The sequence below is a fragment of the Candidatus Enterococcus courvalinii genome, from assembly GCF_017315945.1.
Lineage (GTDB): Bacteria > Bacillota > Bacilli > Lactobacillales > Enterococcaceae > Enterococcus_B > Enterococcus_B courvalinii.
Genome location: NZ_JAFLWI010000016.1, coordinates 34,097 through 59,039, shown reverse-complemented (window position 1 = coordinate 59,039; position 24,943 = coordinate 34,097). Strand labels below are relative to the sequence as shown.

At 36.3% G+C, this 24,943-nt stretch carries 18 protein-coding genes, 1 pseudogene and 1 other annotated feature; of the genes and pseudogenes, 12 read left to right on the top strand and 7 right to left on the bottom strand.

Features of this window, described 5'->3' with window-relative positions; genetic code table 11:
• The first annotated feature begins 259 nt into the window (after nt 1–259).
• Nucleotides 260–463, top strand: a binding site (T-box leader).
• Between the two features lie 107 nt (nt 464–570).
• The 4 genes from tyrS to nhaC all read left to right on the top strand — a co-directional run bounded on the left by tyrS (nt 571) and on the right by nhaC (nt 7,138).
• The gene (tyrS, locus tag JZO71_RS09970) at nt 571–1,827 is read left to right on the top strand and encodes a tyrosine--tRNA ligase (RefSeq protein WP_206899347.1); all 1,257 of its coding nucleotides are present in this window, start codon (nt 571–573) and stop codon (nt 1,825–1,827) included.
• Between the two features lie 290 nt (nt 1,828–2,117).
• Nucleotides 2,118–3,995 carry a tyrosine decarboxylase gene (tdc, locus tag JZO71_RS09965; protein WP_206899346.1) on the top strand — a complete coding sequence of 626 codons (1,878 nt, stop codon included), beginning with the start codon at nt 2,118–2,120 and terminating at the stop codon, nt 3,993–3,995.
• Nucleotides 3,996–4,232: 237 nt separating this feature from the next.
• Complete coding sequence (gene tyrP, locus JZO71_RS09960) at nt 4,233–5,690, top strand: tyrosine-tyramine antiporter (protein ID WP_206899345.1); 1,458 nt, start codon at nt 4,233–4,235, stop codon at nt 5,688–5,690.
• A gap of 80 nt (nt 5,691–5,770) precedes the next feature.
• Entirely contained in the window at nt 5,771–7,138 is a 1,368-nt protein-coding gene (gene nhaC / locus JZO71_RS09955) for a Na+/H+ antiporter NhaC (RefSeq protein ID WP_206899344.1), read from the top strand.
• A gap of 86 nt (nt 7,139–7,224) precedes the next feature.
• Here nhaC and JZO71_RS09950 read toward each other — a convergent pair whose 3' ends face one another.
• The 5 genes from JZO71_RS09950 to JZO71_RS09930 all read right to left on the bottom strand — a co-directional run bounded on the left by JZO71_RS09950 (nt 7,225) and on the right by JZO71_RS09930 (nt 12,641).
• Nucleotides 7,225–7,497, bottom strand: a complete 273-nt coding sequence (locus JZO71_RS09950; protein ID WP_206899343.1) for a SemiSWEET family transporter — start codon at nt 7,495–7,497, stop codon at nt 7,225–7,227.
• 144 nt (nt 7,498–7,641) lie between these two features.
• Nucleotides 7,642–8,664, bottom strand: coding sequence for a LacI family DNA-binding transcriptional regulator (locus JZO71_RS09945; RefSeq protein WP_206899342.1), 1,023 nt, complete (start codon nt 8,662–8,664; stop codon nt 7,642–7,644).
• A gap of 24 nt (nt 8,665–8,688) precedes the next feature.
• The gene (locus JZO71_RS09940) at nt 8,689–9,696 is read right to left on the bottom strand and encodes an aldose epimerase family protein (RefSeq protein WP_206899341.1); all 1,008 of its coding nucleotides are present in this window, start codon (nt 9,694–9,696) and stop codon (nt 8,689–8,691) included.
• Nucleotides 9,689–10,354: a beta-phosphoglucomutase gene (pgmB, locus tag JZO71_RS09935; protein ID WP_206899340.1), complete on the bottom strand. Its 666-nt coding sequence runs from the start codon at nt 10,352–10,354 to the stop codon at nt 9,689–9,691. Before pgmB ends, JZO71_RS09940 begins: the two co-directional genes overlap by 8 nt.
• A complete protein-coding gene (locus tag JZO71_RS09930; RefSeq protein ID WP_206899339.1) occupies nt 10,347–12,641 on the bottom strand; it encodes a glycoside hydrolase family 65 protein in 2,295 nt (764 codons plus the stop codon). The genes pgmB and JZO71_RS09930 overlap by 8 nt, the downstream gene beginning before the upstream one ends.
• Before the next feature lie 290 nt (nt 12,642–12,931).
• On the opposite strand from JZO71_RS09930, the pseudogene JZO71_RS09925 reads away from it, so the two are divergent.
• The 3 genes and pseudogenes from JZO71_RS09925 to JZO71_RS09915 all read left to right on the top strand — a co-directional run.
• Nucleotides 12,932–15,032 (top strand): annotated as a pseudogene (locus tag JZO71_RS09925) (PTS transporter subunit IIBC); the annotation flags it as partial.
• A gap of 104 nt (nt 15,033–15,136) precedes the next feature.
• The gene (locus JZO71_RS09920) at nt 15,137–15,967 is read left to right on the top strand and encodes an endonuclease/exonuclease/phosphatase family protein (RefSeq protein WP_206899337.1); all 831 of its coding nucleotides are present in this window, start codon (nt 15,137–15,139) and stop codon (nt 15,965–15,967) included.
• A 440-nt stretch (nt 15,968–16,407) separates the two neighbouring features.
• Nucleotides 16,408–16,683, top strand: coding sequence for a hypothetical protein (locus tag JZO71_RS09915; RefSeq protein WP_206899336.1), 276 nt, complete (start codon nt 16,408–16,410; stop codon nt 16,681–16,683).
• Between the two features lie 224 nt (nt 16,684–16,907).
• Here the strand turns inward: JZO71_RS09915 and JZO71_RS09910 are convergent, their stop codons facing one another.
• Nucleotides 16,908–18,575: a hypothetical protein gene (locus JZO71_RS09910; protein WP_206899335.1), complete on the bottom strand. Its 1,668-nt coding sequence runs from the start codon at nt 18,573–18,575 to the stop codon at nt 16,908–16,910.
• Between the two features lie 159 nt (nt 18,576–18,734).
• Between JZO71_RS09910 and JZO71_RS09905 the strand changes: the two genes are divergently transcribed.
• Nucleotides 18,735–19,889 carry a class C sortase gene (locus JZO71_RS09905; RefSeq protein WP_206899334.1) on the top strand — a complete coding sequence of 385 codons (1,155 nt, stop codon included), beginning with the start codon at nt 18,735–18,737 and terminating at the stop codon, nt 19,887–19,889.
• 157 nt (nt 19,890–20,046) lie between these two features.
• Complete coding sequence (gene xylB / locus JZO71_RS09900) at nt 20,047–21,561, top strand: xylulokinase (protein ID WP_206899333.1); 1,515 nt, start codon at nt 20,047–20,049, stop codon at nt 21,559–21,561.
• A 92-nt stretch (nt 21,562–21,653) separates the two neighbouring features.
• Here xylB and JZO71_RS09895 read toward each other — a convergent pair whose 3' ends face one another.
• Nucleotides 21,654–22,127 carry a MerR family transcriptional regulator gene (locus tag JZO71_RS09895; RefSeq protein ID WP_206899332.1) on the bottom strand — a complete coding sequence of 158 codons (474 nt, stop codon included), beginning with the start codon at nt 22,125–22,127 and terminating at the stop codon, nt 21,654–21,656.
• Between the two features lie 139 nt (nt 22,128–22,266).
• Here JZO71_RS09895 and JZO71_RS09890 point away from each other — a divergent pair, with 139 nt between their 5' ends.
• The 3 genes from JZO71_RS09890 (at nt 22,267) to JZO71_RS09880 (ending at nt 24,922) form a co-directional block, all read left to right on the top strand.
• Complete coding sequence (locus JZO71_RS09890; protein ID WP_206899331.1) at nt 22,267–23,745, top strand: MDR family MFS transporter; 1,479 nt, start codon at nt 22,267–22,269, stop codon at nt 23,743–23,745.
• The gene (locus tag JZO71_RS09885; protein ID WP_206899330.1) at nt 23,742–24,449 is read left to right on the top strand and encodes a DUF4811 domain-containing protein; all 708 of its coding nucleotides are present in this window, start codon (nt 23,742–23,744) and stop codon (nt 24,447–24,449) included. The genes JZO71_RS09890 and JZO71_RS09885 overlap by 4 nt, the downstream gene beginning before the upstream one ends.
• 176 nt (nt 24,450–24,625) lie before the next feature.
• Nucleotides 24,626–24,922: a hypothetical protein gene (locus JZO71_RS09880; protein ID WP_206899329.1), complete on the top strand. Its 297-nt coding sequence runs from the start codon at nt 24,626–24,628 to the stop codon at nt 24,920–24,922.
• Nucleotides 24,923–24,943: the final 21 nt, after the last annotated feature.

Below are 24,943 nucleotides of genomic sequence, written 5' to 3'. Positions count from 1 at the left end.
AATAGAATAACTTTGTTTCTTTTATTGTAACGAAGACAGGAAAGAAGTAAAAGTGATACGCTGATTTATGAGAAAATCGGCTATTTTTATCATCAACTCTAACAGAAAAAATGATGTGTTATAAAATTATTAGGAAAACTACTCAAATGTGATTTTAAACACTGGGATTTTTGTAATTTGATGTTATTTAATAAAAAAATATTTGTTTTGTGTTGACAAAGAAAAAAACGGGCTCTATGATAGACACATGTTAATAGATAACAAGACGAAGAACGAAACGAAGTAGTGGTTAAGGTCGATGTTTCAGAAAGCTAGTGGTTGCTGCGAACTAGTACAAGCCTTAAAACGAATTACATTTCAGGAGTCTTTGACAGTTTTTGTCACGCGACAGCGTTAAATGTTTGAGAGATATGTTCTTGCAGAACATATAATTTGGGTGGTACCGCGAATTTTCGTCCCTTGACTAGTTATTAGTCAAGGGACTTTTTTTGTTCACTCAAAAAAGTTTTACTAATTTTACGAATGCTAGCAGGTTCCTGCTTTCATAAAAACTATACGGAGGTCAATATAATGAATATTATTGATGAATTAACTTGGCGTGATGCCATTAATCAACAAACAAACGAAGAAAGACTTCGCGAACTCGTTGAAGAGAAGAGTATTTCACTTTATTGTGGCGTTGATCCGACAGGCGATTCTATGCATATCGGACACTTGATTCCCTTTATGATGATGAAAAGATTTCAATTGGCAGGCCATCATCCATATATTCTTATTGGTGGCGGAACAGGAACAATTGGTGATCCAAGCGGACGACAAACGGAACGTGTTTTACAAACAATGGAACAAGTACAACATAATGTTGATGCACTTTCAGCACAAATGGGTAAATTATTTGGTGCAGATGCAAACATCACATTTGTAAACAACTACGACTGGTTATCAAAAATTTCTTTACTAGAATTTTTGAGAGATTACGGCAAAAACTTCAACATTAACACGATGTTGGCAAAAGATATCGTTGCAAGTCGTTTAGAAGTAGGGATTTCATTTACTGAATTCACTTACCAAATCCTTCAATCAATTGACTTCTTGCACTTACACAAAACATTTGATGTGCAATTACAAATCGGTGGCGCTGACCAATGGGGAAATATCACTGCTGGTTTAGATTTGATCCGTAAACTAGAAGGTCCTGATGCAGAAGCCTTTGGACTAACGATTCCATTAATGTTAAAAGCGGATGGAACAAAATTCGGGAAAACAGCTGGTGGCGCAATCTGGCTAGATCCTAAGAAAACATCACCATTTGAATTCTACCAATTCTGGTTGAACCAAGATGATCGTGACGTTGTGAAATACTTGAAATTCTTCACATTCTTAACAGAAGAAGAAATCAATGACTTAGCTAAAAAAGTTGAAACTGAACCTGAAAAACGTGAAGCACAACGACGTTTGGCAGAAGAAGTAACTGCTTTTGTTCATAGTAAAGAAGACTTGAAAGAAGCGCAAAAAATAACAGCAGCTTTATTCTCAGGAAATATTAAAGAACTAAATGCTGAAGAAATCGCGCAAGGTTTTGGTAAAATGCCAAACGTCGACATTTCAAGTACACCTGAAAATATCGTGGAACTACTTGTTTCAACAAAAATTGAACCATCAAAACGTCAAGCACGCGAAGATGTTTCAAACGGAGCTATTAGTATTAACGGTGACCGTGTTACCGATTTAAATTTTGTCGTAAATCCATCAGATGAATTCGATGGTAAGTTTGTGGTTATTCGAAAAGGTAAGAAAAATTACTTTTTGGCCAAAGTAGTTGATTAGAATTTAGTAATTTTTTGCCTTGAAAAAGGGAAGCTCTATTACAAGATTCAAACTTTTGAAACCCATCCTAAAAGAGAACAACGGTTGTCGTTAATACAATCTTTAAGAGGGAATTTACTTTTGTAAATTCCCTCCTTTTTTTGAATTTTTTTAAAATCACATACAATTCACTCAATTACATATTATTAGAAAATGATTATAAAATCGGCTTATTTTTAGTTTACAGAATTAAAGAACAGGTGTAATGTAGGGCTCGACAAAATTTAAATATTTTTTTAGGAGGGTTTCACATGAGTGAATCATTGTCAAATGATCTAAACCTGAATGCACTATTCATTGGTGACAAAGCGGAGAACGGCCAAATCTATAAAGCTTTGTTAAATGAGTTAGTTGATGAACATTTAGGATGGCGTCAAAACTACATGCCTCAAGACATGCCTATTATTACGCCGGAAGAAAAAAGTAGTGCTAGTTTCGAGCACACTGTAAATAAAACGAAAGACGTTTTATCAGAAATTTCAGCACGTATGCGTACTCATTCTGTTCCTTGGCATAATGCCGGACGTTATTGGGGACACATGAACTCTGAAACATTAATGCCATCTTTACTAGCGTACAATTTCGCAATGTTATGGAATGGTAATAACGTTGCCTACGAATCTTCTCCAGCAACAAGTCAAATGGAAGAAGAAGTAGGACATGAATTTGCAAAATTAATGAGCTATGAAGATGGCTGGGGACACATTGTTGCCGACGGTTCTTTAGCAAACTTAGAAGGTCTTTGGTATGCTCGTAATATCAAATCTTTACCTCTTGCAATGCAAGAAGTAACACCTGAATTAGTTGCTGGTAAGAGTGATTGGGAATTAATGAACATGTCAACAGAAGAAATCATGAATCTGTTAGATAGTGTCCCAGAAAAAATTGATGATATCAAAGCTCATTCAGCACGTAGTGGTAAACATTTAACAAAATTAGGTAAATGGTTAGTGCCACAAACAAAACATTACTCATGGCTAAAAGCAGCCGATATCATTGGGGTTGGTTTAGATCAAGTTATTCCAGTGCCAGTTGATCATAACTATCGTATGGATATCAACGAATTAGAAAAAATCGTTCGTGAATTAGCTGCTGAAAAAACACCTATCTTGGGTGTAGTCGGAGTCGTTGGTTCAACTGAAGAAGGCGCAATCGATAGCATTGATAAAATTGTTGCTTTACGTCGTGTTTTAGAAAAAGAAGGAATTTACTTCTACTTGCACGTAGATGCTGCTTATGGTGGTTATGGTCGCGCAATTTTCTTAGACGAAGACAACAACTTTATTCCTTTTGAAGAATTAAAAGATGTTCATGCGAAACATCATGTCTTTACTGAAAACAAAAATTATCTTTTAGAAGAAGTTCACCATGCGTATGAAGCAATTTCTGAAGCTGAATCTGTAACAATTGACCCACATAAAATGGGTTATGTACCTTATTCAGCTGGTGGGATCGTTATTAAAGATATCCGCATGAGAGACGTCATTTCTTACTTTGCTACTTACGTATTTGAAAAAGGAGCAGATATCCCTGCTTTACTTGGTGCGTACATTCTTGAAGGTTCAAAAGCTGGGGCAACTGCTGCTAGTGTTTGGGCTGCTCATCATGTATTACCATTGAACGTAACTGGTTACGGAAAATTAATGGGCGCATCAATCGAAGGTGCACATCGTTTCTTCAATTTCCTAAACAACTTGTCATTTAAAGTTGGTGATAAAGAAATCGAAGTTCATCCATTGACTTATCCAGATTTCAACATGGTTGATTATGTATTCAAAGAAAAAGGAAACGATGATCTAGTTTCTATGAATAAATTGAACCATGACGTATATGACTACTCTTCATATGTAAAAGGTAGCATTTATGGAAATGAATTCTTAACTTCACATACTGATTTTGCTATTCCTGATTATGGTAACAGTCCACTACAATTTGTGAACCAATTAGGCTTCTCAGATGATGAATGGAACCGTGCTGGAAAAGTGACAGTTCTACGTGCAAGTGTAATGACACCATATATGAATAAAGCAGAAAACTTTGAAGAATATGCTGAAAAAATTAAAGCTGCTCTTCAAGAAAAATTGGAAAAAATCTACGCAGACCAATTATTGGCAAGCGAAGCAAAATAATTTAATCGAGATGGAGTATCCGTTTATTTCGTGAAGGTAGGAGAAGTCTGGGAATGATTGCCCAGGCTTCGCTTCTCCATTTCTTAGTTTTGAGGACGTCTTTGGAGCATTGTCGTTTAAGCGATAGGCTGAAGCATGAAACCGAACTTTGAATCGATGGAATTACTTTTGTTTATTGCCAATTTAGATTGCTTCAAAGACACTATTTTATCCAACAAATCAAGGAGAGTGTCAACCGTGAGTGAATCTAAAGTAAGTAAGATGGGTCTTGGAACCTTTATTGGTCTGACAATGGCACTGTGTGCTACAGTTCGGAGTATTCCGACTTTGGCAGCAGTAGGTTGGACGTTAATTTTTTATTCGATTTTTGCAGTTTTATTTTTTGCTGGTCCGATCTCAATGGTTTCTGGTGAACTGTCAACCATGCTTCCTCAAGAAGGTGGCCCACAGTTATGGGTAAAAACAGCTTTGGGTAGTAAATGGGGATTTGTCGTTGCTTGGTTGCTATGGGTTCAAATGTTTCCTGGTATGGTAATGGTTGCTTCAACATTAGGCCCATTGCTTGGAAATACCTTTGGGAACGTGGAACTAGGAAATAACCATTGGTTCGTATTAGCTTGTATTTTAGTTATTTATTGGATTATTACGTTATTGAATTTAAAATTTGATATGGCAAAAGTTGGCGGAAATATTGGTGTTTGGTTGGGTGTATACATTCCTGTCGTAATCATGTTTGTGCTTGGCTTATTGGCAGCATTTAAAGTTGGTTTGGTTTCAAACGGCTATTTAGGTGCATTTTCTTGGTCAAAAGCTTTCCCAGACTTAGAACACGTAGACTCATTAAAATATCTAGCTGGTATTACTTTTATTTTTGTTGGGATTGAAATGAGCTCTGTTTATATGCCTCGCTTGAAAGATGCAACGAAAAACTATACTAAAGGTGTGTTTATTGCCTTGATTGGTTTAGTTTTATTGAATGTCATCAATGCGATGTTAGTTGCGAACGTTGTTCCAAATGGAAAAATGGAATTGGCAAACATTACACAACCAATCTTGATTGATTGCCAAATTTTAGGTTTACCAGAAGTTATCGGAAATATTTTTAGCTTCATGGTCTTCATTGGTGTATTGTTACAGTTATCTGCTTGGGTTACTGGACCATCAAAAACCATCATCCAAGTGGCCAGAGAAGGCTTCTTACCACCAAAATTTGGTTTCCACAAAGAAAACAAATATGGTGTTTCTAAAAATGTCGTGTTAACACAATCTATTGTTATTTCATTGTTTGCGCTACTTTATGGTGTAATGGATGACGTTAGTGCTGTTTTCTTGACATTAACAAATGCAACTACAGTTATTTACTGTATTGTTTATGTGTTGATTGCTATTTCTTTACTTGAAATGAGAAAAAAACATCCAGAATTGAACCGACCTTATCGTATTGGTAAATCAGGAAACTTCTTTGCTTGGGTTATTAGTTGCATGTTGATTTTCTCAATCGTTGTCGTTGTTTTTGCTACATTAGGAACAGCAACAATGAGTGATGCATTACTTGTAACAGCTATCGCAGTTGTTATGTTTGTAATCCCATTGATCATCAACCATTTCAAGAAAGATTCTTGGAATACTGCAGTTGAAGCAATTTTAGAAGAAAATTTAGATGAATACTCTGATCAAGTGACACATAGTCACTAATCCAGATTGTCCTACCAAGAGAATAATATTTTCGAGGTGGGACTTTTTTCATGAAAAAAATAATGGAGAAGTGAGAACAAGTGAATAAAAAAAGTTCGATAAAAGAAAGTATCGCTGTCTTGGTGGTACTATTAGCGATATTAGGTATTTTGATTATTGGGTTTCATTTAACACCACACATCCCAATTTTAATCGTTTTTATGGGTTTGTTATTTTATGGGAAATTCAGAGGCTTTTCTTGGGATGACATCCATGCAGGAATCGTACAAGGAATCACACCGGGAATCATCCCGATTTTGATTTTTTTGCTGATTGGCGTGTTAGTTGCTTCATGGATTTTAGCAGGAACGATTCCAACAATTATGGTTTATGGCTTTCAATTGATTTCTATCCGTTTCTTTTTACCCACGGCGTTTTTAGTTTGCACGATTGTGGGGATTACGGTAGGAAGTTCATTTACGACGATTTCGACAATTGGAATTGCCTTTTTAGGAATCGGTCATCTACTAGGCTTTTCTGATGCGATGACAACAGGTGCTGTAGTTTCTGGAGCTTTTCTTGGAAACAACTGTTCACCGTTATCTGATACCACGAATTTAGCAGCCGGAATTGGTGGAGTAAATTTATTTGACCATATTGCAGCAATGCGTTATACGGATTTACCAGCGTTTATTGTGTCTTTAATTTTGTATACACTATTAGGTCAAAACAGTCATTCGGCTGATTTATCAAATATCACTGGAATGATTGATAAGATGGAGGCAAGCTTTTGGATTTCTCCTTGGACATTGATTCCATTAGTTATTTTATTTGGTGGTGCAATCAAAAAAATCCCAGCAATTCCAACTTTATTAGTGGGTTCTTCAGCAGCAGTTGTATTGGCATTTATTCATCAAAAAATAACGATTCAAAAAGTCGCTGATATCTTGATGAATGGTTACCTTGCTCAAACTTCGGATGAAAAGTTGAACACATTGCTTTCTCGAGGAGGAATCATGAGTATGCTTGGTTCTGCCAGTTTGATTCTATTAGCTTTGGCATTAGGTGGTTTATTGATCAAATATGAAATCGTTGGGACAATTGTTCAAACGCTACGCGAAAAAATGGATCGGCCTTCACGTTTGATTGGCTTTACTGCATTAAGTAGTATCGGAATTAATTTGATTGTTGGTGAACAATATCTATCAATTATTTTGCCAGGAGAAACCTTTAAAGGGTCGTTTGAGCAAACGGGTTTACGCAAAACCTATTTGACACGCACGCTAGCTGATGCGGGTGCTGCGGTCAATTCCTTAGTTCCGTGGGGAGTTAGCGGGACGTTTATTATGGGGACGATGAAGGTTAGTGCGTTACAATATTTACCATTTGCTTATTTTCCGTTGTTTGCGCCAATATTTACAATAATAATTGGTTTTCTTTTGAATAAGAAAATCAAATTGGACAAATAAAAATAATCGGCACTGGACAAGAATACGTCTCAGTGTCGATTATTTTTATTGAATAGATAATCAATGAGAACTCAATCATTTTTTTGTTACAGCGAAGTAAAGAAAGTGATAGCACCTAGAAAGATTCCGGGAACATTAGCAATGATGATTGGCCAATCTTTTTCTTTTTTGAACGTACCGTAAATAGTCCAGATGATACAGTTGACCATCGCTACTAATGGTTGGATAGGATTGCCTTTTGAACCCGCTAGATTGTCCATGATTTGTGGGATATAGGAAACATACATCATCACAGAAAGAACCGATGCAATACGTCCGATATGTCCAATGATTTTTTCTCTTTTTTCTTCGTTTTCCATGTAAACACTCCTTGATTTTCGCAGTTGTTCTATCTAATAGTATAAAGTTTCTTGCGATAATCGTCTAATTAAAAGAAATCGATTGTTATTAAACAGAATAAAAAGCGTTAGGATGGATGTCCTAACGCTTTTTTCTTTGTTCAATTATTTAGTTATTTCAGCTAATGGAATGACTGTTTCTCTTTTAATTAATTTATGGGGGATGACCATACGAACGCCACTACTTAATTCGTCATGGATAATTTCTCTTAGCTTCTGCATAGCCATTCTACCTAATTCTGAAATATCGATGTCAATACTTGTTAGGTAAGGGTGCGTTAATGTTGAAAAAATTGAATTATTAAAACTCACTACTGATAAATCATCAGGAATAGTATAGCCATACATTTCTGCAAGCTGCATCGTACGCAGTGCAAAAATATCATCAATGACAACTAAGGCAGTTGCTCTCGTTGTCGTTAACGTATCATTAAAAGTCAGATAGTCTTCTGGGTTTTCCAAGACGACGCTAGGAAAAGTGGGTAATTGATTGAGCATCAGCGCTTTTTGGTAACCAAAATAACGCTCGAAGTATAAACTTTCATGTGTAGTATTTGTAACGAATAAAATATTTTGGTGCCCATTTTGGATTAAAAATTCGGTCGCTTGTTTCCCAAGTAATTGGTTGTCGTTATCGACATAAACGATATCATTTTCATGTTGATAAGGTTGACCAATCAAGGTGAACGGAATCTGATTTTTATATAAATAATCAATCACTGGATCAGCACTGTCTGAATAAACGAGAATGAAGCCGTCGACCTGTTTTTGTAGGTGCATGCGTTTGACATTCTCAAGCAAGAGCTCAAAGCTTTTAGCCGTTGCAATAGCTGTCGTCATGTCATAAAGACGAGCTTCATCATTAATTGCTTCCATAATTTCAAGGTAGAACGGATTACCAAGTCTTTCTTTAGAATCTAGTGGGGGCAAAATAACGCCAACAGCATTAGATGTCCGTTTTCCGAGATTTCTGGCAGTCATGTTTGGAACGTAGCCAAGGTCATCCATCACTTTTCGGACTTTTTTCTTGGTTGTTTCTGAGATGCTTGGATGATCATTGATTACACGCGAAACAGTTGAAGTAGCAACACCTGCTTTTTTTGCGACATCTTTTACAGTGATAGCCATTATTTTGCCACGCCTTTCTTGTAACTATGAAGTAGTCATGAATTGATAAGTTGTTTGAGTAATACGTTCTTGTCCAGGATGCAGTGTGATCGAACCCCATTCTGGAAAGTGAACGATGTCGGGTGCTTCCTGTGGTTCAATAGCTAATCCGTAGTTTGAATGCATTTTCTGACCATTCAACTTAAAATCAGCATGAAAACCAGTCGTAGAAAATAATACCACACTTTTGTTAGAAGTTGCTACAGACATCTGTCTACCTGATTCTTTTTCTTCCAGAAGAAGTGAAGGTTTAGTTACTTTGGGATAACGTAATAAAAAAACATCATCTAAACCAACTGGATAAACATCGAGAATTTGTTTTATCGAGTTCGTTTTTTTGAAGTTTATACGTAAATCGTTTTCTTCGAGCAAGTTTCCTGTAGGTAATTTTTCAGAGTCTAGCTCCAACATTCCTAACGTATTTAAAGTCAGAGAATGCGTTAAAATATCCCTTTGCCCGTTCCCTGACAGATTGAAATACGCATGGTTAGTTGGATTCGTAATAGTAGTCACATTACTAGTTGTTTTAGTGGTCATTTGAAGCTGGTTGTTTTGTAAACGATACGTTATGGTAGCTTTTATCGGGCCTGGATAACCAGAAAAAGTATCGTTTAAGTAAAAGACAACGCCGATTGCATCAGGTTCTTTAAAAATTTCAATTTCCCAATATTGAAAAGACCAGCCGTTTGTTCCGCCGTGAATGTGATGTGTGCCGTTGTTTTTTTCAAGTTGATGATTTTTCCATTTGCCGTCGCGGATTCTCCCCGCGACAGGGCCGACAGTTGCACCAAAAAAACTTTTGTCAGTTAAAACATCTTCATAGTTATCATAACTTAGTAAGATGTTTTCAACGTTTCCATCTTTGTCTGGCGCAAATAGTTGATGAAGACGAGCACCATAATTGAGAAGAACGACTGTTAAAAAGTCGTTCTTCAAAGTGATTTTTTTTAAATTGTGAGTAATTGGCGTAACAAGGATGTTCGATTTATTCATGTTCTCGCCACACTTTTTTAAGATAGGTTAGCGTTAATACAGTTGTGTCAGGAACGATCGGGATGTTTTCACCAAGATCTTTCTTTTGACCAACGCCCACAGGTTGAGCACCACTTGCCATGATTGCTTGGATTCCGGCACGCGCGTCTTCAATACCAATGCAGTCTTTTGTTGTTAAACCTACTTCTTTAGCTGCTAGCAGAAAAATATCCGGTGCTGGCTTACCATGAGCAATTTTCGCAGGATCCGCGATTGCATCGAAATAAGAAGTTAAATTCATTTTTCGGAGTAGAAAAGGCCCATTTTTACTTGCGGAAGCAAGAGCAATTTTAAAATTGGCTGTTTTTAAATCTGTAAGTAGTTCTAAAATTCCCGGATAAACATCACTGGGGGTGATTGCTTGAATCATTTCCAAGTAATAATCGTTTTTTCTTTGAGCTAGTTCAGCAAATTCTTCGGCTGTAAAATCGTTCTCTTTATTTCCATAACGTAGCATTAAAGTTAAAGAGTCTTCACGGCTAACGCCTTTCAATTGTTCGTTGAATCGGCGGTCAATTGAAATACCGATTTCTTCACCAAGTTTTTTCCAAGCGTGGTAGTGATACTCAGCTGTATCAGTAATAACACCGTCTAGGTCGAATAAAACGCCCTTAAACATGTTCATCTTCCTTTCTAAGCGGTAGAGATAATGTATTTGCTAATTCATAGGTTTGGTTATAGACAACGAAACTGAAAGGTTCGCCTTCTAATAAAGTGAAAGTGACTTGATTATTATCAACAACGACAGAGATCAAACGATTCCGATAGTTGATATGGAAAGAATAGGCTTCCCAAGTTTTAAGTAAGAATGGTGCAAAACTCAATGTTTCGTGGTCTGTTTTCATTTGCGCAAATCCTTGCACAATGGCTAACCAGCTGCCGGTCATTGAAGTAATGTGAAGTCCATCTTCGGTATCGTTATTATAATTATCTAAATCTAAACGTGCGGTACGTTGGTACATTTCAACCGCCTTTTCTTCCATGCCTAACTCTGCAGCCAAAATGGCATGGATACTTGGAGAAAGGGAAGATTCGTGAACAGTCATGGGTTCATAAAAATCAAAGTTACGACGCTTTTCTTCAGTTGTGAATTGGTCATTGAAGAAATAGATTCCTTGTAAAACATCCGCCTGCTTGATGAAGCAAGAACGCAAAATTTTATCCCAAGACCAATGTTGATTCAAAGGTAGATCACTTTGAGAAAGCTCTGCTACTGGTTGTAGATCTTTATCTAGGAAAGTATCGTGTTGTACAAAAATTCCTAATTCTTGATCTGTTGGGAAGTACATATTTGCGGCGATTTCTGTCCATTTCGCTAATTCTTCGTCCGAAATTGTGATAGTTGCTTCTTTTTCGAACTCAGAATATTTTTCAGCTGTATAACGTAAGACCCAAGCAGCAATCGTGTTCGTGTACCAATTGTTATTGATGTTATTTTCATATTCGTTTGGTCCAGTAACTCCGTGAATCATGTATTTATTTTGTCGTTTTGAAAAATGAACACGATCTGCCCAGAAACGTGCGATTTCAGCTAAGACTTCCAGACCTTCTTTTTTCAGGTATTCTTGATCGCCGGTATAATTTGTATAGTTATAAATGGCATAAGCAATCGCGCCATTTCGATGGATCTCTTCAAAAGTAATTTCCCATTCATTGTGGCATTCGACACCTGTGAAGGTAACCATTGGATAAAGTGCGCCTTTTAGTCCTTGTTGTTGTGCGTTGTGAATGGCTTGTGGCAATTGGTTGTGACGGTATTTCAAAAGATTTTTTGTTACTTCTGGTTTGGCTAAAGCTAAATAAAGTGGTACAGCATAAGCCTCCGTGTCCCAATAAGTTGCGCCGCCATATTTTTCACCAGTAAATCCTTTTGGACCGATATTCAATCGTTGATCTTCTCCATAATAAGTTGAAAATAGTTGGAAAAGATTGAAGCGGATTCCTTGTTGTGCTTCATCATCACCTTTGATAATGACATCAGCCAATTCCCAACGTTTTGCCCAAGCTGCTGTTTGATCTGCTTTTTCTTGTGCATATGTTTGATCAAGTTGATTAAGCATCTCCATTGCTTGTGGAACTTGCTTTTCTTTTTCGACATCACGGCTGGTTAAAACAACGACTTCTTTATCAATCGTGAACGATTCGCCAGCTTGTAATGTTTTGGTAAATGTTGCAGATAATGTCAATTTAGTTTCTTCATATGTTGGCAGAGTTGGTTCACCGTCAATTAAATGGCGAACGGCAGAAGTAACGGTAAAAGTTTCGATTCCAAAGTTATTAGGGATTGTTTCAGTCGTTAAATAACCGATACCATCTTTTGAACCAACGGCGATTGGTAGCCAAAAATGTTCTTCATAATTGCTATCTTCATTTTGAACATCTCCGTCTAATTTTGAACGAAGCTCGATCGTGCCTGTGCCTTCAAGCATTTCAACAGTCAAGTGGATAAACGCAGCTTCTTTTTTAGAAATACTTAGAAAACGCTCGAAAGAAAAGCGTACTTTATTTGTGTCAGTAGTGATTGTAAATTGGCGTGATAATAGTCCGTTCTTCATATCTAATTCTAGATAAAAATCTTCTGGCTGGTGGATCGCTAAGTCGACAGGTTGCTCATCGATAAATAAGTCTATCGCGATAAAGTTCACAGCATTGATTACTTTACCAAAGTATTCTGGATAGCCATTTTTCCACCAGCCAACTCGAGTTTTGTCTGGATACCAAACTCCTGCAAGATAAGTTCCTTGATGGTGATCGCCAGAATAACTTTCTTCAAAGTTACCACGCATACCCATGTAGCCATTTCCGATACTTGTGAGGGATTCTTGTAGTCGTAGTTCATTTTTGTTTAATTGATTTGTTTTGATTTTCCATGGGTCGATTTGAAAAAGACGTTTGATTTGTTTCATGATTTGCCTCCTAGTTAATTCATATTGATACGTCCATAATAAACGCAACCGATTGCGTTAGTCAATAAAAATAATTCAAGAAATCTTTTTATTTTGAACGGAGGACAAGATGAAGGGCTAAATACGGAGTGCTTACGTTTTTTTAGAAAAGCCAACGTGATAAACAAAAAAGAGCTGTTAGAAGTAGGAAAAATTTTTTTGTTGCTGATTAAAAATAAAGCATTTACAAAAAATAAAACCCAAGCTATAATGGCAATGTAGCGAAACCGATTGCGCAAAGGAGAGAGAACATGAAGAAATTATTTAGTTTTGAATTTTGGCAAAAATTCGGTAAAGCATTAATGGTTGTTGTTGCAGTTATGCCAGCTGCAGGGTTAATGATTAGTATTGGGAAATCACTACCTCTGATCAATCCAGATTTTGCACCGTTAGTTACAACAGGTGGCGTGGTTGAGAGCATTGGTTGGGCAATTATTGGAAATCTACATCTTTTATTTGCACTAGCCATTGGAGGTAGTTGGGCAAAAGATCGTGCAGGAGGAGCATTTGCTGCAGGGATTTCATTTGTATTAATCAATCGAATCACTGGAGCAATTTTTGGTGTTACTGCGGATATGTTAGCGAATGAAGAAGCATTTACACATACCTTATTTGGTACGAAAATCATGGTTAAAGGATTCTTTACCAGCGTTTTAGAGTCACCAGCTTTAAATATGGGTGTTTTTGTTGGGATTATCGCCGGATTCGTTGGAGCGATGGCTTACAATAAATATTACAATTATCGAAAATTACCTGATGCATTATCATTTTTCAATGGGAAACGCTTTGTCCCATTTGTTGTGATCTTATGGTCAACGATTGTTGCTTTGATTCTTGCTATTGTATGGCCAAATATCCAAGCAGGAATTAATAACTTTGGCTTGTGGATCGCCCAATCACAAGATAGTGCACCAATTTTAGCACCGTTCTTGTACGGAACACTTGAACGATTACTTTTACCTTTTGGATTGCATCATATGTTAACGATTCCAATCAATTACACACAATTGGGTGGAACGTATGAAATTCTATCTGGTGCACAAGCTGGAACACAAGTATTTGGTCAAGATCCATTATGGCTTGCTTGGGCAACGGACTTAGTTAACCTTAAAGATGCTGGTGACACATCACAATACGCCTTTGTATTGGAAAATTGGACACCTGCACGTTTTAAAGTTGGCCAAATGATTGGTTCATCTGGTATTTTAATGGGCTTGGCTTTAGCAATGTATCGTAATGTGGATGCTGACAAACGCTCAAAATATAAATCAATGTATTTCTCAGCAGCCTTAGCAGTTTTCTTGACAGGTGTAACAGAACCTCTTGAGTTTATGTTTATGTTTGCAGCGATGCCATTATATATCGTGTATTCTTTTATCCAAGGGGCAGCTTTTGCAATGGCAGATATCTTACCATTACGAGTACATTCTTTTGGGAATATTGAGTTATTGACACGGACACCACTAGCTATCAAAGCTGGTTTAGGTGGGGACTTACTTAACTTTGTTCTGTGTGTTGTAGTATTTGGTGTAGGAACTTATTTCTTATCAAACTTTTTAATCAAAAAATTCAATTTTGCAACACCTGGACGTAATGGAAACTATGATAATGATGGTGGCGATGCAACAGAGACAACAAATGCAGGTGAAGGTGTAGCAAGTGAACAAGTTATTCAAATCATTCATTTGTTAGGTGGTAAAGAAAATATAAGTGAAGTAGACGCATGTATGACTCGTTTACGTGTGAGCGTCAATGATCGTGAAAAGGTCGGTGCAGAAGATGCTTGGAAACGTGCTGGCGCAATGGGATTGATTGTAAAAGATAATGGGGTGCAAGCCGTTTATGGACCAAAAGCGGATGTTTTGAAATCTGATATTGAAGATTTATTACAATCCGGTGCAACTATACCTTTACCAAAAAATAACCTTGTAAGTTCAACAGAATCACAAACGACATTTTTAGGCAAAGAACAAGCGATTCATGCGGTAACAACAGGAGAATTGATTGCACTAGAAGATGTTGATGATCCTGTGTTCTCACAAAAAATGATGGGTGAAGGATTAGCAATCATCCCAACACAAGAAACAGTGGTAGCACCAGTTGATGCGAAGATTATTAGTATTTTCCCAACCAAACATGCGATGGGCTTACAAACGGTAGATGGTATTGAAATCTTGATCCATATGGGAATCGATACAGTTGAATTAACGGAATCGGCTTTTGAAGTTTTTGTTAAAGAAGGGCAAACAGTTACTGCAGGAACAAAACTTGCATCAATGAATCTAGATGTTATCGAAAAAGCCGGTAAAGAAAAAACGATTATGGTTGTTTTCACGAACAGTGATAAGGTTGAAACATTAGAAATCCCACGGTTTGGAAATGTGCAAGCGAATGAAGTCGTTGGAACAATCCGCATTTAAAGTGGATACTTGTGGAATGAAAAAGGAGTCAGATAAATGAAATTGCTCACACTAAATACACATAGTTGGCTAGAAGATGAGGCTGAACGGAAGTTACAAGAATTAGTTGAGAAAATTGTGGAAGCAGACTATGATATCATTGCATTACAAGAAGTGAATCAACTAGTGGAGTCAGCTGTTGTTTCTCAGAGTGACCTTGTTAATTTTTGTTCAGTAAGTGGACAAAAAAGTATCCATGAAGATAATTTTGCCTATTGTTTAATCAAAAAATTGGCAATGAAAGGACGCTCCTATTATTGGAGTTGGGACATGAGTCATATTGGCTATGATATTTACGAAGAAGGAAACGCGCTACTTTCAAAACATCCTTTGGCAAGTGAGGCAATTATCGTATCTGAAACAAGTAACTATCAAGATTATCGAACGAGAAAACTACTAATTGGAAATACGTTATTCCAAGGAAAAGAAATTTGTGTCGTAAGTACTCACTTTTCTTGGTGGCAGGATGGAAATTCCGGTTTTGCTTTTGAATGGCAACAGCTAGAAAAGCGATTATTAACGGAGAATAACCCACTTTTCTTACTTGGTGATTTTAATAATCCGGCGCAAGAAGCAGGTTATTTACTTGTTGAAAAAAGTCCACTTGCGCTAATAGATAGCTATCACATAGCGAAAACAAAGAGCGGTGAAGCAACAGTAGAGCAAGCAATCGATGGTTGGAAAGAGAATACTCGAAAACTAAGAATTGATTATATTTTTGTTCCAGAAACTAGCATTGTTTATTCTCATCAAATTGTATTTGACGGGGAAAATGCTCCAATCGTTAGTGATCATTTTGGAATTGAGATAGAAATCACTACATTTTAAACAACTATATGGTTGATGAAAAGATGACCATCTAACTGTCAAAACTACCGACTAAAAAATTTTAGTCGGTAGTTTTTTTGTAGGATTATTCAGGATCACTGATTTTTCGTAAGTTATTTATAGAACGCAAAAAGAAAGATCATCTATGAGCATAAAGATATTTCTTTTTTTGTGCGTATGATAAGTTTAATCTATAAAATGGAATAAGGAGATAAGCGCTCACTGTCGGAACATACGTATTGATCATGAATGTCAAACATCTCAGTTTTTTATAGATAGACCATAGTTTAGAAGATATTTTATGGCTTTAAAAGTAGTATTGTTTATTCTAAATAACAACGATTTCTTTTCAAGTAAATTTTTTACAGTAGTTAATTAAAAAGAGGGCAAGAAGTTGAACGAAGGAGAGCTTTCATAAATCGGAAGGAGGGGCATAGTGAATGTATGAGCGATTGATTGCCACAGATACAAAAGGCAAAGTGAAATTTTATGTTCCAGAAACAGAAGAAACGATTGATGAGTCAGCTGAAGAGAGGAAGGTGGAAGAGAGTTCAGCTAGCTATCCCTCACCTAGTAAAGAAAAGTTGGTTGAAAGTGAAGGAAATCAATCCATCGCATCTCTTGGAGAAAATATTTATGTTGAACTGGTTGTGGCAGGAATCATTTTGATTATTATCGCAGTTTTATTTGTTTTGGGAAAGAAACGAAGAAAGTAAACGAAGAGCTTATTCTCCCACCCCTCGTTTCAGAATGAAAGAACTACTACCACCTTTAAATGATTCCTTTTTCATAAAAGTATCTGTTACTTTTTACTCAAGTTAGATAATTTTATCAATAAGTCCCCGTATGGTAGTTGAGAAACATACCTATCATACGAGGACTTGTTGCATTTATATGTGGAGGGACTTCTTGTTAAAGGATACAATAACTATCTGAACAGTTACTTTCTTTTGCGCCAAAGCGTATATTTTTCATAACTAGAAGATAAACATAGGATTCCCCAAGTGACGAGACAGATGACAAAAGAAATATAAAAATAGAACGGTGGAGAATAGTGAATCGTTACTTTGTTGATACCTTTGTGCTGCTTAATGATTGGTGTACCAATATCAGTTAATTGATAGTCTGTGATCGTATGGCCATTTCGAACTAATTTTGTTCGATCATAGACAATAATTGGTAGTTTGACTGTTTCGGTTCCAGTATTTTTCCATTTAACAGTTAAATCACCTTTTGAATAACTCTTGATATATTTTGTTTCATTATCTAGAATATCTTGGCTATAACGATCATATTTATTTGCATTATTTGCTTGATAGATTGGTAGATAATCTGGTGTTGTTTTTTGAGAAGCAAACAAACTGGTTTCTAAATCCTTGTTAAAAAATGTTTTTCTCGTGGCAGCTTGATTTTCAAATAAATAAGTATGTCTGCTGACAAATTTTGTTTGTTCCCATTGTGCTAAGTGGCTAGAGAGCGTTTGGACAGTTTGTCCAGTACAAATAATCACCAAGAATGTACCGATTATCTTCAGCCATTTCTGAGAATGCCAATGGCTAGAGACCAATGCAAAGAGTAGCAAAAATAGTACCGTGAAAGGCACAAAAAAACGAAAAGGGAATTGAATCAAACGAACAAAAGGGACACCTTTTGCTACTAATGTCGTCCAAGGCACCAGATTGGTTGAGAGGAGTAAGAAGAACAAACTTGTTCCAAAGAGTAATTTCTCAAAGAGTGTTAGTTTTTTTCGGAATAAAATTAGTAAAAGAACGCCTACAGCTAAAATGACAGGAAAGATTCCTGGATAGCGTAGCCAATAATTTCCACCAAGATTAATGGCCTTTTCACTCATGTTCTTATTAATGAATGGCGCTAAAATTTCATTTCCAGTATAGACAACCAGTAAGCTAGCCCAAACGTTTGCAGTGAGGCAGAGGTAAAGTAAACTTGATTTTCCAAACTGTAGTAATTGACTTCCACGATTTGTTTGTGAAAAAAAGAAAGTTATATAAAAAGGTACATACATTAAAATAAGCATGATAGTTGAAAGTAAATGAATCTGGGTCATTAAGGCTATGGAAACTGCTACTTTTTTCAAAGGAAACCTTTTGTTAACGACAAAATCAACGATGGGTAGTAAGCACAAAGGAAAAAATGCCGTTCCCCAGCTAGTAAATCCTTGGTTGATCGCCCAATATTGGATAGAATAAGTACTCATAAAAATGACAGCAATCGGTACAGCAATCGAATCTTGGACTTTCGCATACTTCAATAAAGCAACCATAGAGTAACCAGCTATCAAGTATAAAAGAAAATTAGAAAGTATTTGGTAATGAAACCAACTTCCAGAGATCAGGACAAGCAGTCCTTGAAAATAAGCAAAAAATGGACCGTAAACAGCATTGACAATCCGCCCACTTTGCTGGAATCCATAAATGGAAATAAAGTAATGAAAGTTATGATTTTTTATTTGCTGGGCTGTTTCATAAAAGCGATTATAATGAAAAGAAGCATCTGCGCCAAGGATCAGTTTGTGTGCAAATAAATGTGGAAGAACAAAAATAAGGGCAATCAAACTAATCACCAAAAAAGGTCTGATTTTTTTCAAAGAGAAAACTCCTTTCAATTGGTTGAATTAGTTATATGATAAAACCAATTGAAAATGGAGGCAAGAATTTTGAAAGAAAATTGAAACATCTCTCTATTGTTGAAAAAGGTTGCTAACTATGTAATGATAAATGAAAAGGGTACCAAAGGAGGCGTGTATATGAAAAGCGAAAAGCCATTTCAAAGGAAACAAAAAATTAGAACACTATTGTTAAAAATAACGTTGTTATTCGTAATTCTCCTAGGATTACTGATTGCACTTTATCCTTTTTACGTTGATTCACTGAATGGATTGCTTGACCAAAAAAGAATTGAACAGGCACAGAAGAAATCGGTTGAAGAAACTGCCTCCTTACAACAAAAAATGACAGCGGAAAATGAACGCTTACGAAAAAATGGGCTCAATCTTGGTTCTGACCCGTTTAATGATGAAAAAAAGGGAGAAAGCATGCAAGCTGAATTAATTGGTAGCATCAATATTCCTAAAATCAATATCCAGTTACCACTTTATGATGAAACAACTACTGATGTTTTGGAAATCGGTGCAGGAGTTCTACAAGGGACGTCTTTTCCTACCGGCGGAAAATCAACGCATTCTGTTATTTCAGCACATTCGGGTTTACCCAATCGTCTGTTCTTTACTGATTTAGAAGAAATGAAAATTGGTGATCAGTTTATTTTGACCGTCTTAGATAAAAAATTAGCTTACCAAGTCGAGAACATTGAGGTGGTGACACCAGATGATACCTCTTCATTATCGATTCAAGAAGACAGAGATTTAGTTACATTGTTAACTTGCACACCATATATGGTTAATTCTCACCGCTTATTGGTTACGGGTTACCGCATTCCTTATAATGAAGCCGTAAAAGCGAGTGAAATAAAAGGAAATCAATGGCGAATTTTGCGTTATGTTTTGATTTTGATTGGTGTGATTGTTGCCACACTATTTTTGATTTATTTGGTGTATCGTTTGATCTATCACCATCAATTAAGCCAAAAAACATTTGATTTTTCTTTTAGTGTACGTAACACATCAGAATTGCCAGTAACAGAATCAACTTTTCGCTTAATGCAAAAAGGACGATTGGTTTATCGAGAGGGTGAACCGATTGAATCAACGAGTAATCAGTTTGGCAAAGTAGAATTTAAGCGATTGCCAGGCGGACAATATCAATTAGTTGATGTATCCCATAACCACGTTAAGATTAAATTTGGTGTGAAAAAGAAAAAAGAGTCAGCTATGTTATTTATTAGTAGAAGAAAAAGAGTGAAACAATTAATAGTTGATAATCGAAAATTTATTGTTGAATAGAGTCAAAAAGCTGGGACAAATGATGCGCGCATTGCTTGTTCCAGTTTTTTTGTAAAAAATCTACTTTTTGACATAGAAAAATGAAAAAAGGCGTAACTACATGATGAAAGGGATCAAAAATTGTTTGTTTAAGAAATCAGGGGATGGAGTGGATTTGATGGAATATGTGGTAGGAATTGATTTGGGGACTAGTTCGCTAAAAGGAATCGTGGCTAATAAAAGTGGAGAGGTAGTAGCCTGTGCAAGCGAGAGTTATTCTTTTTTTCAGGAAAAGACTGGTTGGAGTGAGCAAAATCCAGATGATTGGTTCTATGCTTTACAAAAAGTATTGAGAAAATTTGTAACGGAATTAGCAGATTTTAGTGAAAATCTAAAAGGAATAAGTTTTTCGGGACAAATGCATAGTCTAGTTTTATTAGATGAACAAAAACAGGTATTACGTCCAGCTATCTTGTGGAATGATGTTCGTACAAATTTGGAGTGTGAACAGATTAAGGAAAGTTGTGGAGAGCAGCTTTTAGGAATTACAAAAAACCAGGTTGTGGAGGGCTTTACTCTTCCCAAAATATTGTGGGTAAAGAAAAATGAACCAGAAATATGGTCGAAAGTTCGCCATATTTTATTACCTAAAGATTATCTGAGGTATCGATTGACTGGAAAAATAAATATGGATTTTTCAGATGCAGCAGGAACTTTGTTATTGGATTTTGAACAGCAATCTTGGTCAGAAGAAATTGCTGGAATCTTCGACATCCCATTAACGTATTTCCCATCATTAGTTGAATCGATAAAGTGTGTAGGTTTTTTGCAGCCGGGATCTTTAGGCGATGTGAGAATTAAACAAAAAGTAAAAGTTATGGCTGGAGCGGCGGACAATGCTTGTGCGGCGTTAAGCACAGGGGTTTTTTCTTCAGGAAAAGGGTTAGTGAGTATTGGAACGTCAGGTGTATTTTTGACTTGTGGTAAGAGTCAAAAACAAGCTACTGGAGAACTTCATTGGTTCAATCATGCAGTTTCTGACAGCTATTATTTGATGGGAGTCACCTTGGCAGCAGGGTACAGTTTGCAGTGGATGAAACAAACATTTGCTCAAGAGAAGAGTTTTTCGGAAGCATTATCAGAAATTGAACAGATTTCGCCAGGAGCGAATGGCTTGCTCTTTACACCTTATATTATAGGGGAAAGAACACCGCATTCTGATGGCCAAATTAGAGGGAGTTTTTTAGGGATCGATACGAAACATACATTTCCACATTTTATGCGTGCAGTGGTTGAAGGAATCACTTTTTCCTTGAAAGACGTTCAATTGTTGCTCGAAGAGATGCTGCAACAAACATTTACCCAAGTTATTTCTGTTGGTGGAGGTGCTAAAAATAAAGAATGGGCACAAATCCAAGCGGACGTTTTTGATGTAGACATTTTTGGTCTGACTGTTGAAGAAGGACCAAGTATGGGTGCTGCGATGATTGCGGCAGTTGGAGTTGGATGGTTTGATTCATTGGAAAATTGCTCAGAAAGTTTTGTTAGTTATCATAAAGTAGCAACGCCAATTACTAAAAATGTTCGAATATATCAAAAAATTTATTCAATTTATCAACAAGTATACGGGCAGACAAAGGAGCTGAGTCACCAGTTACGTGTATTTGACGAGGAGAATGAGAAAAAGGAGTAAAAAAAGAACCACTCACTTATTCTCAAAATAAATTGATTCGAGGAAGAAAATGAGTGTTCCAAATTATTGAAATTTATTTTGAGTGGATGAGGCTAAGCTTCTCTGACTAATTTCTTAATATCTACATTCTCAGCTATAGGAACGATTTTATACGTTAATTCATCTGTTTCATCATCATGAATAATATAAATTTGGGAGTCATCTTCTTTGAAATCCCCAAACGAAATTGCTGTATAGCGTTGGTCGAACAACTCGATTTCTTTGATACATTTTGAAAAAACTCTGCGAACATGGTGCATTTTTTGGATATGAGCAGTGGCTTTTTCAACAGCTTTTGTCAAAGTATATCCTTCATCGAGATACTGTTTGATGATTTCAACCTTAACAACTGTAGGTAAACGATACTTTCTTGGTCCGTTGGAATCGGTTTCGACAGATTGGATAAAACCTTTCTTTTCCCAATAACGCAATTGACGTGGAGAAACCCCAACAAGTTCACTAAGTTCACTAATACCAACAAGCAAATGATCATTTTTTAATAGTTCTTTGAGGTGGTTATGAATCACTTTTTGTCACTCCTTTTGACCTTCTTCTTTCCTTAATTATACTTTTGTTGACTTTTGTGTCAAGTAGGTTGACAAACTATCTGATTAGGAATAAAGTATTCTAGTGATTTCGCAAAAATAATTAGAAAGAAGGAGACACATGAGTAAAAAACAGCCCGTAGATATTTACGGCAAACCATATAACCGCTCATTACTAGTGGTTGTTTTACTAATTGGTACCTTTTGTACCGTATTGAATCAAACGCTGTTGACAACAGCTTTTCCTACATTAATGAAAGCTTTTGATATCACGGCTTCAGATGTACAGTGGTTAACAACCGGATTTTTATTAGTGAATGGGATCATGATCCCAATTACAGCTTGGCTGATCAACAAGTTCAGCTCACGCAGTTTGTATCTTTCAGCAATGACGGTATTTTTAATTGGAACAATTACTTGCTACATCGCACCTAATTTTTCAACATTATTGATTGGCCGTTTGATTCAAGCTGCAGGTGTTGGCGTTTCAATGCCATTATTGCAAAATATTATGTTATCGATATTCCCACCAGAAAAAAGAGGTTCTGCGATGGGGATGTCTGGAATTGTTATTGGACTTGCACCAGCATTAGGCCCAACATTATCTGGTTACATTATTGATAATTATCAATGGCGTGATTTGTTTGGGATGATTATTCCAATCGTTGTATTAGTTTTAGTATTGGCAATCTTCTTGATGAAGAGTGTGATTCCGTTGTCAAATCCAAGTATTGACTTGCTTTCAGCCATATTATCAACAATCGGATTTGGTAGCTTACTTTATGGATTCTCTAGTGTAGGTAATGAAGGTTGGGGAAGTGTCCAAGTAATTGGCTTCTTGATCATAGGGATCATTTTTATTGTCTTATTCTCATTACGTCAGTTACGTCTAGAACACCCCTTCTTGGAACTTCGGGTCTTTAAATCAACAACCTTCACTATTGCAGCTATTTTAGCAGGAGTAACCAATATGGCGATGGTTGGTGCAGAAATGGTTGTTCCTTTGTATATTCAAAATATTCGTGGAGAATCAGCCTTTCACTCAGGATTGATGTTGCTTCCAGGTGCATTGATCATGGGGGCAATGATGCCAATTACTGGGATGATTTTTGACAAATATGGTGCAAAACGTTTAGCTATCACAGGTATGTTTATTTTAACTGCTGCTACTGCACCATTTGCATTTTTGACAGAAACAACACCAATCGTTTATATCGTGATTTTATACGCGATTCGGATGTTTGGGATTTCAATGGTTATGATGCCAGTTACAACTTCAGGTATGAATGCTTTACCAAATAATTTGATTAGTCATGGTACAGCGGTCAATAATACTTTCCGTCAAATTGCTAGTTCAATTGGTACAGCAATTTTGATTAGTGTATTGACCAATGTTACAAAAGACAATTTACCTGACAAAGAAATATTAAAAGCAACACCATTGGCTTATAAAGACCAAGCAATCAATGCCACTTTATCTGGCTATCATGCTGCGTTTGTAGTAGCGATTATTTTTGGGATCATTGGCTTTGTTATTGCTTTCTTTTTAAAGAAAAAAGAACCACTTAAAGAACTTTCAGTGAAGGGGGATCAAGCATGATAATTGGTGTTTTGGTTATTAGTTTAGTTGCCTTTGCTTTGGTTAACGTTTTTGCCAAAAAAGCATGGCAAACAGTCCTTTCGTTAATCTTTGGTGCTATTTTTGTTGGAGCTTTAGGATTGATTGTAGCGAATATTTCTAACCACTTTGGGATGGAACGAGTGACGGAAACAACAACGAAAAAAATTGTTTCTAGCGCTGATTCAGGTGCCAATTTATTACTTTATAAAGAACTTGGTGATGGAACTGAAAAGATTTACTTGTATAAGACCAAAGACAGTCAGAAAAAACCAACAGCTACTGGAACAGACAATGTAACGAACAAAGTGGAATCAACTACTGGAGGTGCAGAAAAAGTCACAAAAACGACTTATTGGGTATACAAGAATGATCACTATAAATTTTGGTTTAATATAGCTGATAATAATCATGAGTTTGATAAACGTGTGAATACATTTAAATTACCAAAAGACTGGATTACTTTAAATACAGATCAAGCAGAAAAATTAGCCAAACTTTCCAAAGAACGTCAACGTACTATGGAAAGTGAAGCAAAAGCTTATGTACAGGACGGCTTGAAGCAAGCGATGATGAACAATCCACAAATGAGTCAATCTGATCAAGAAGCAACGATTCAGAAGTTGACAGCTGCTTATCAACAAGAAGCATTTGCCAAATTGATTCAAGAAGTGAAAGAAAAATAAATGATAAAAACAGTTGTTTGACCAACTGTTTACAAAATAGACTAGGACTGTTAAAGGTTCTAGTCTATTTTTTTGAATGATTGTAAGAATATTTTTAACATGTTAAACTAGTTGTTAGATAGCGCTTTCTTTTTTGCGGTGTGGGGGGTATCTAAAAAAGGATTGGAGGAGTAAAGATGAAAGAGCAAGTACCGAAAGCGATAAAAGTAGAAAATGTAGCCAATATTTTGAAAGTAGATTTTGATAATGGTCAGACAAAATACCTGAAATCACACTGGGTTGAAGATCTCGGAGATGCTTTCAAATTAAACAGCAAAGGAGCACGCAAAAATCTTTTAGGAATGCCAACAAACATGTGGATTGGTAGCAAAACTGAAATTGAATCAGATGGAACGGTCGTGCTGAATGAAACCGATCGATATACTTCAGAAGAACTTTGGCATAAGGGACAAGATAGTATTCCAAAGCTGTAAATAACTGAGAAGTAAATAAAA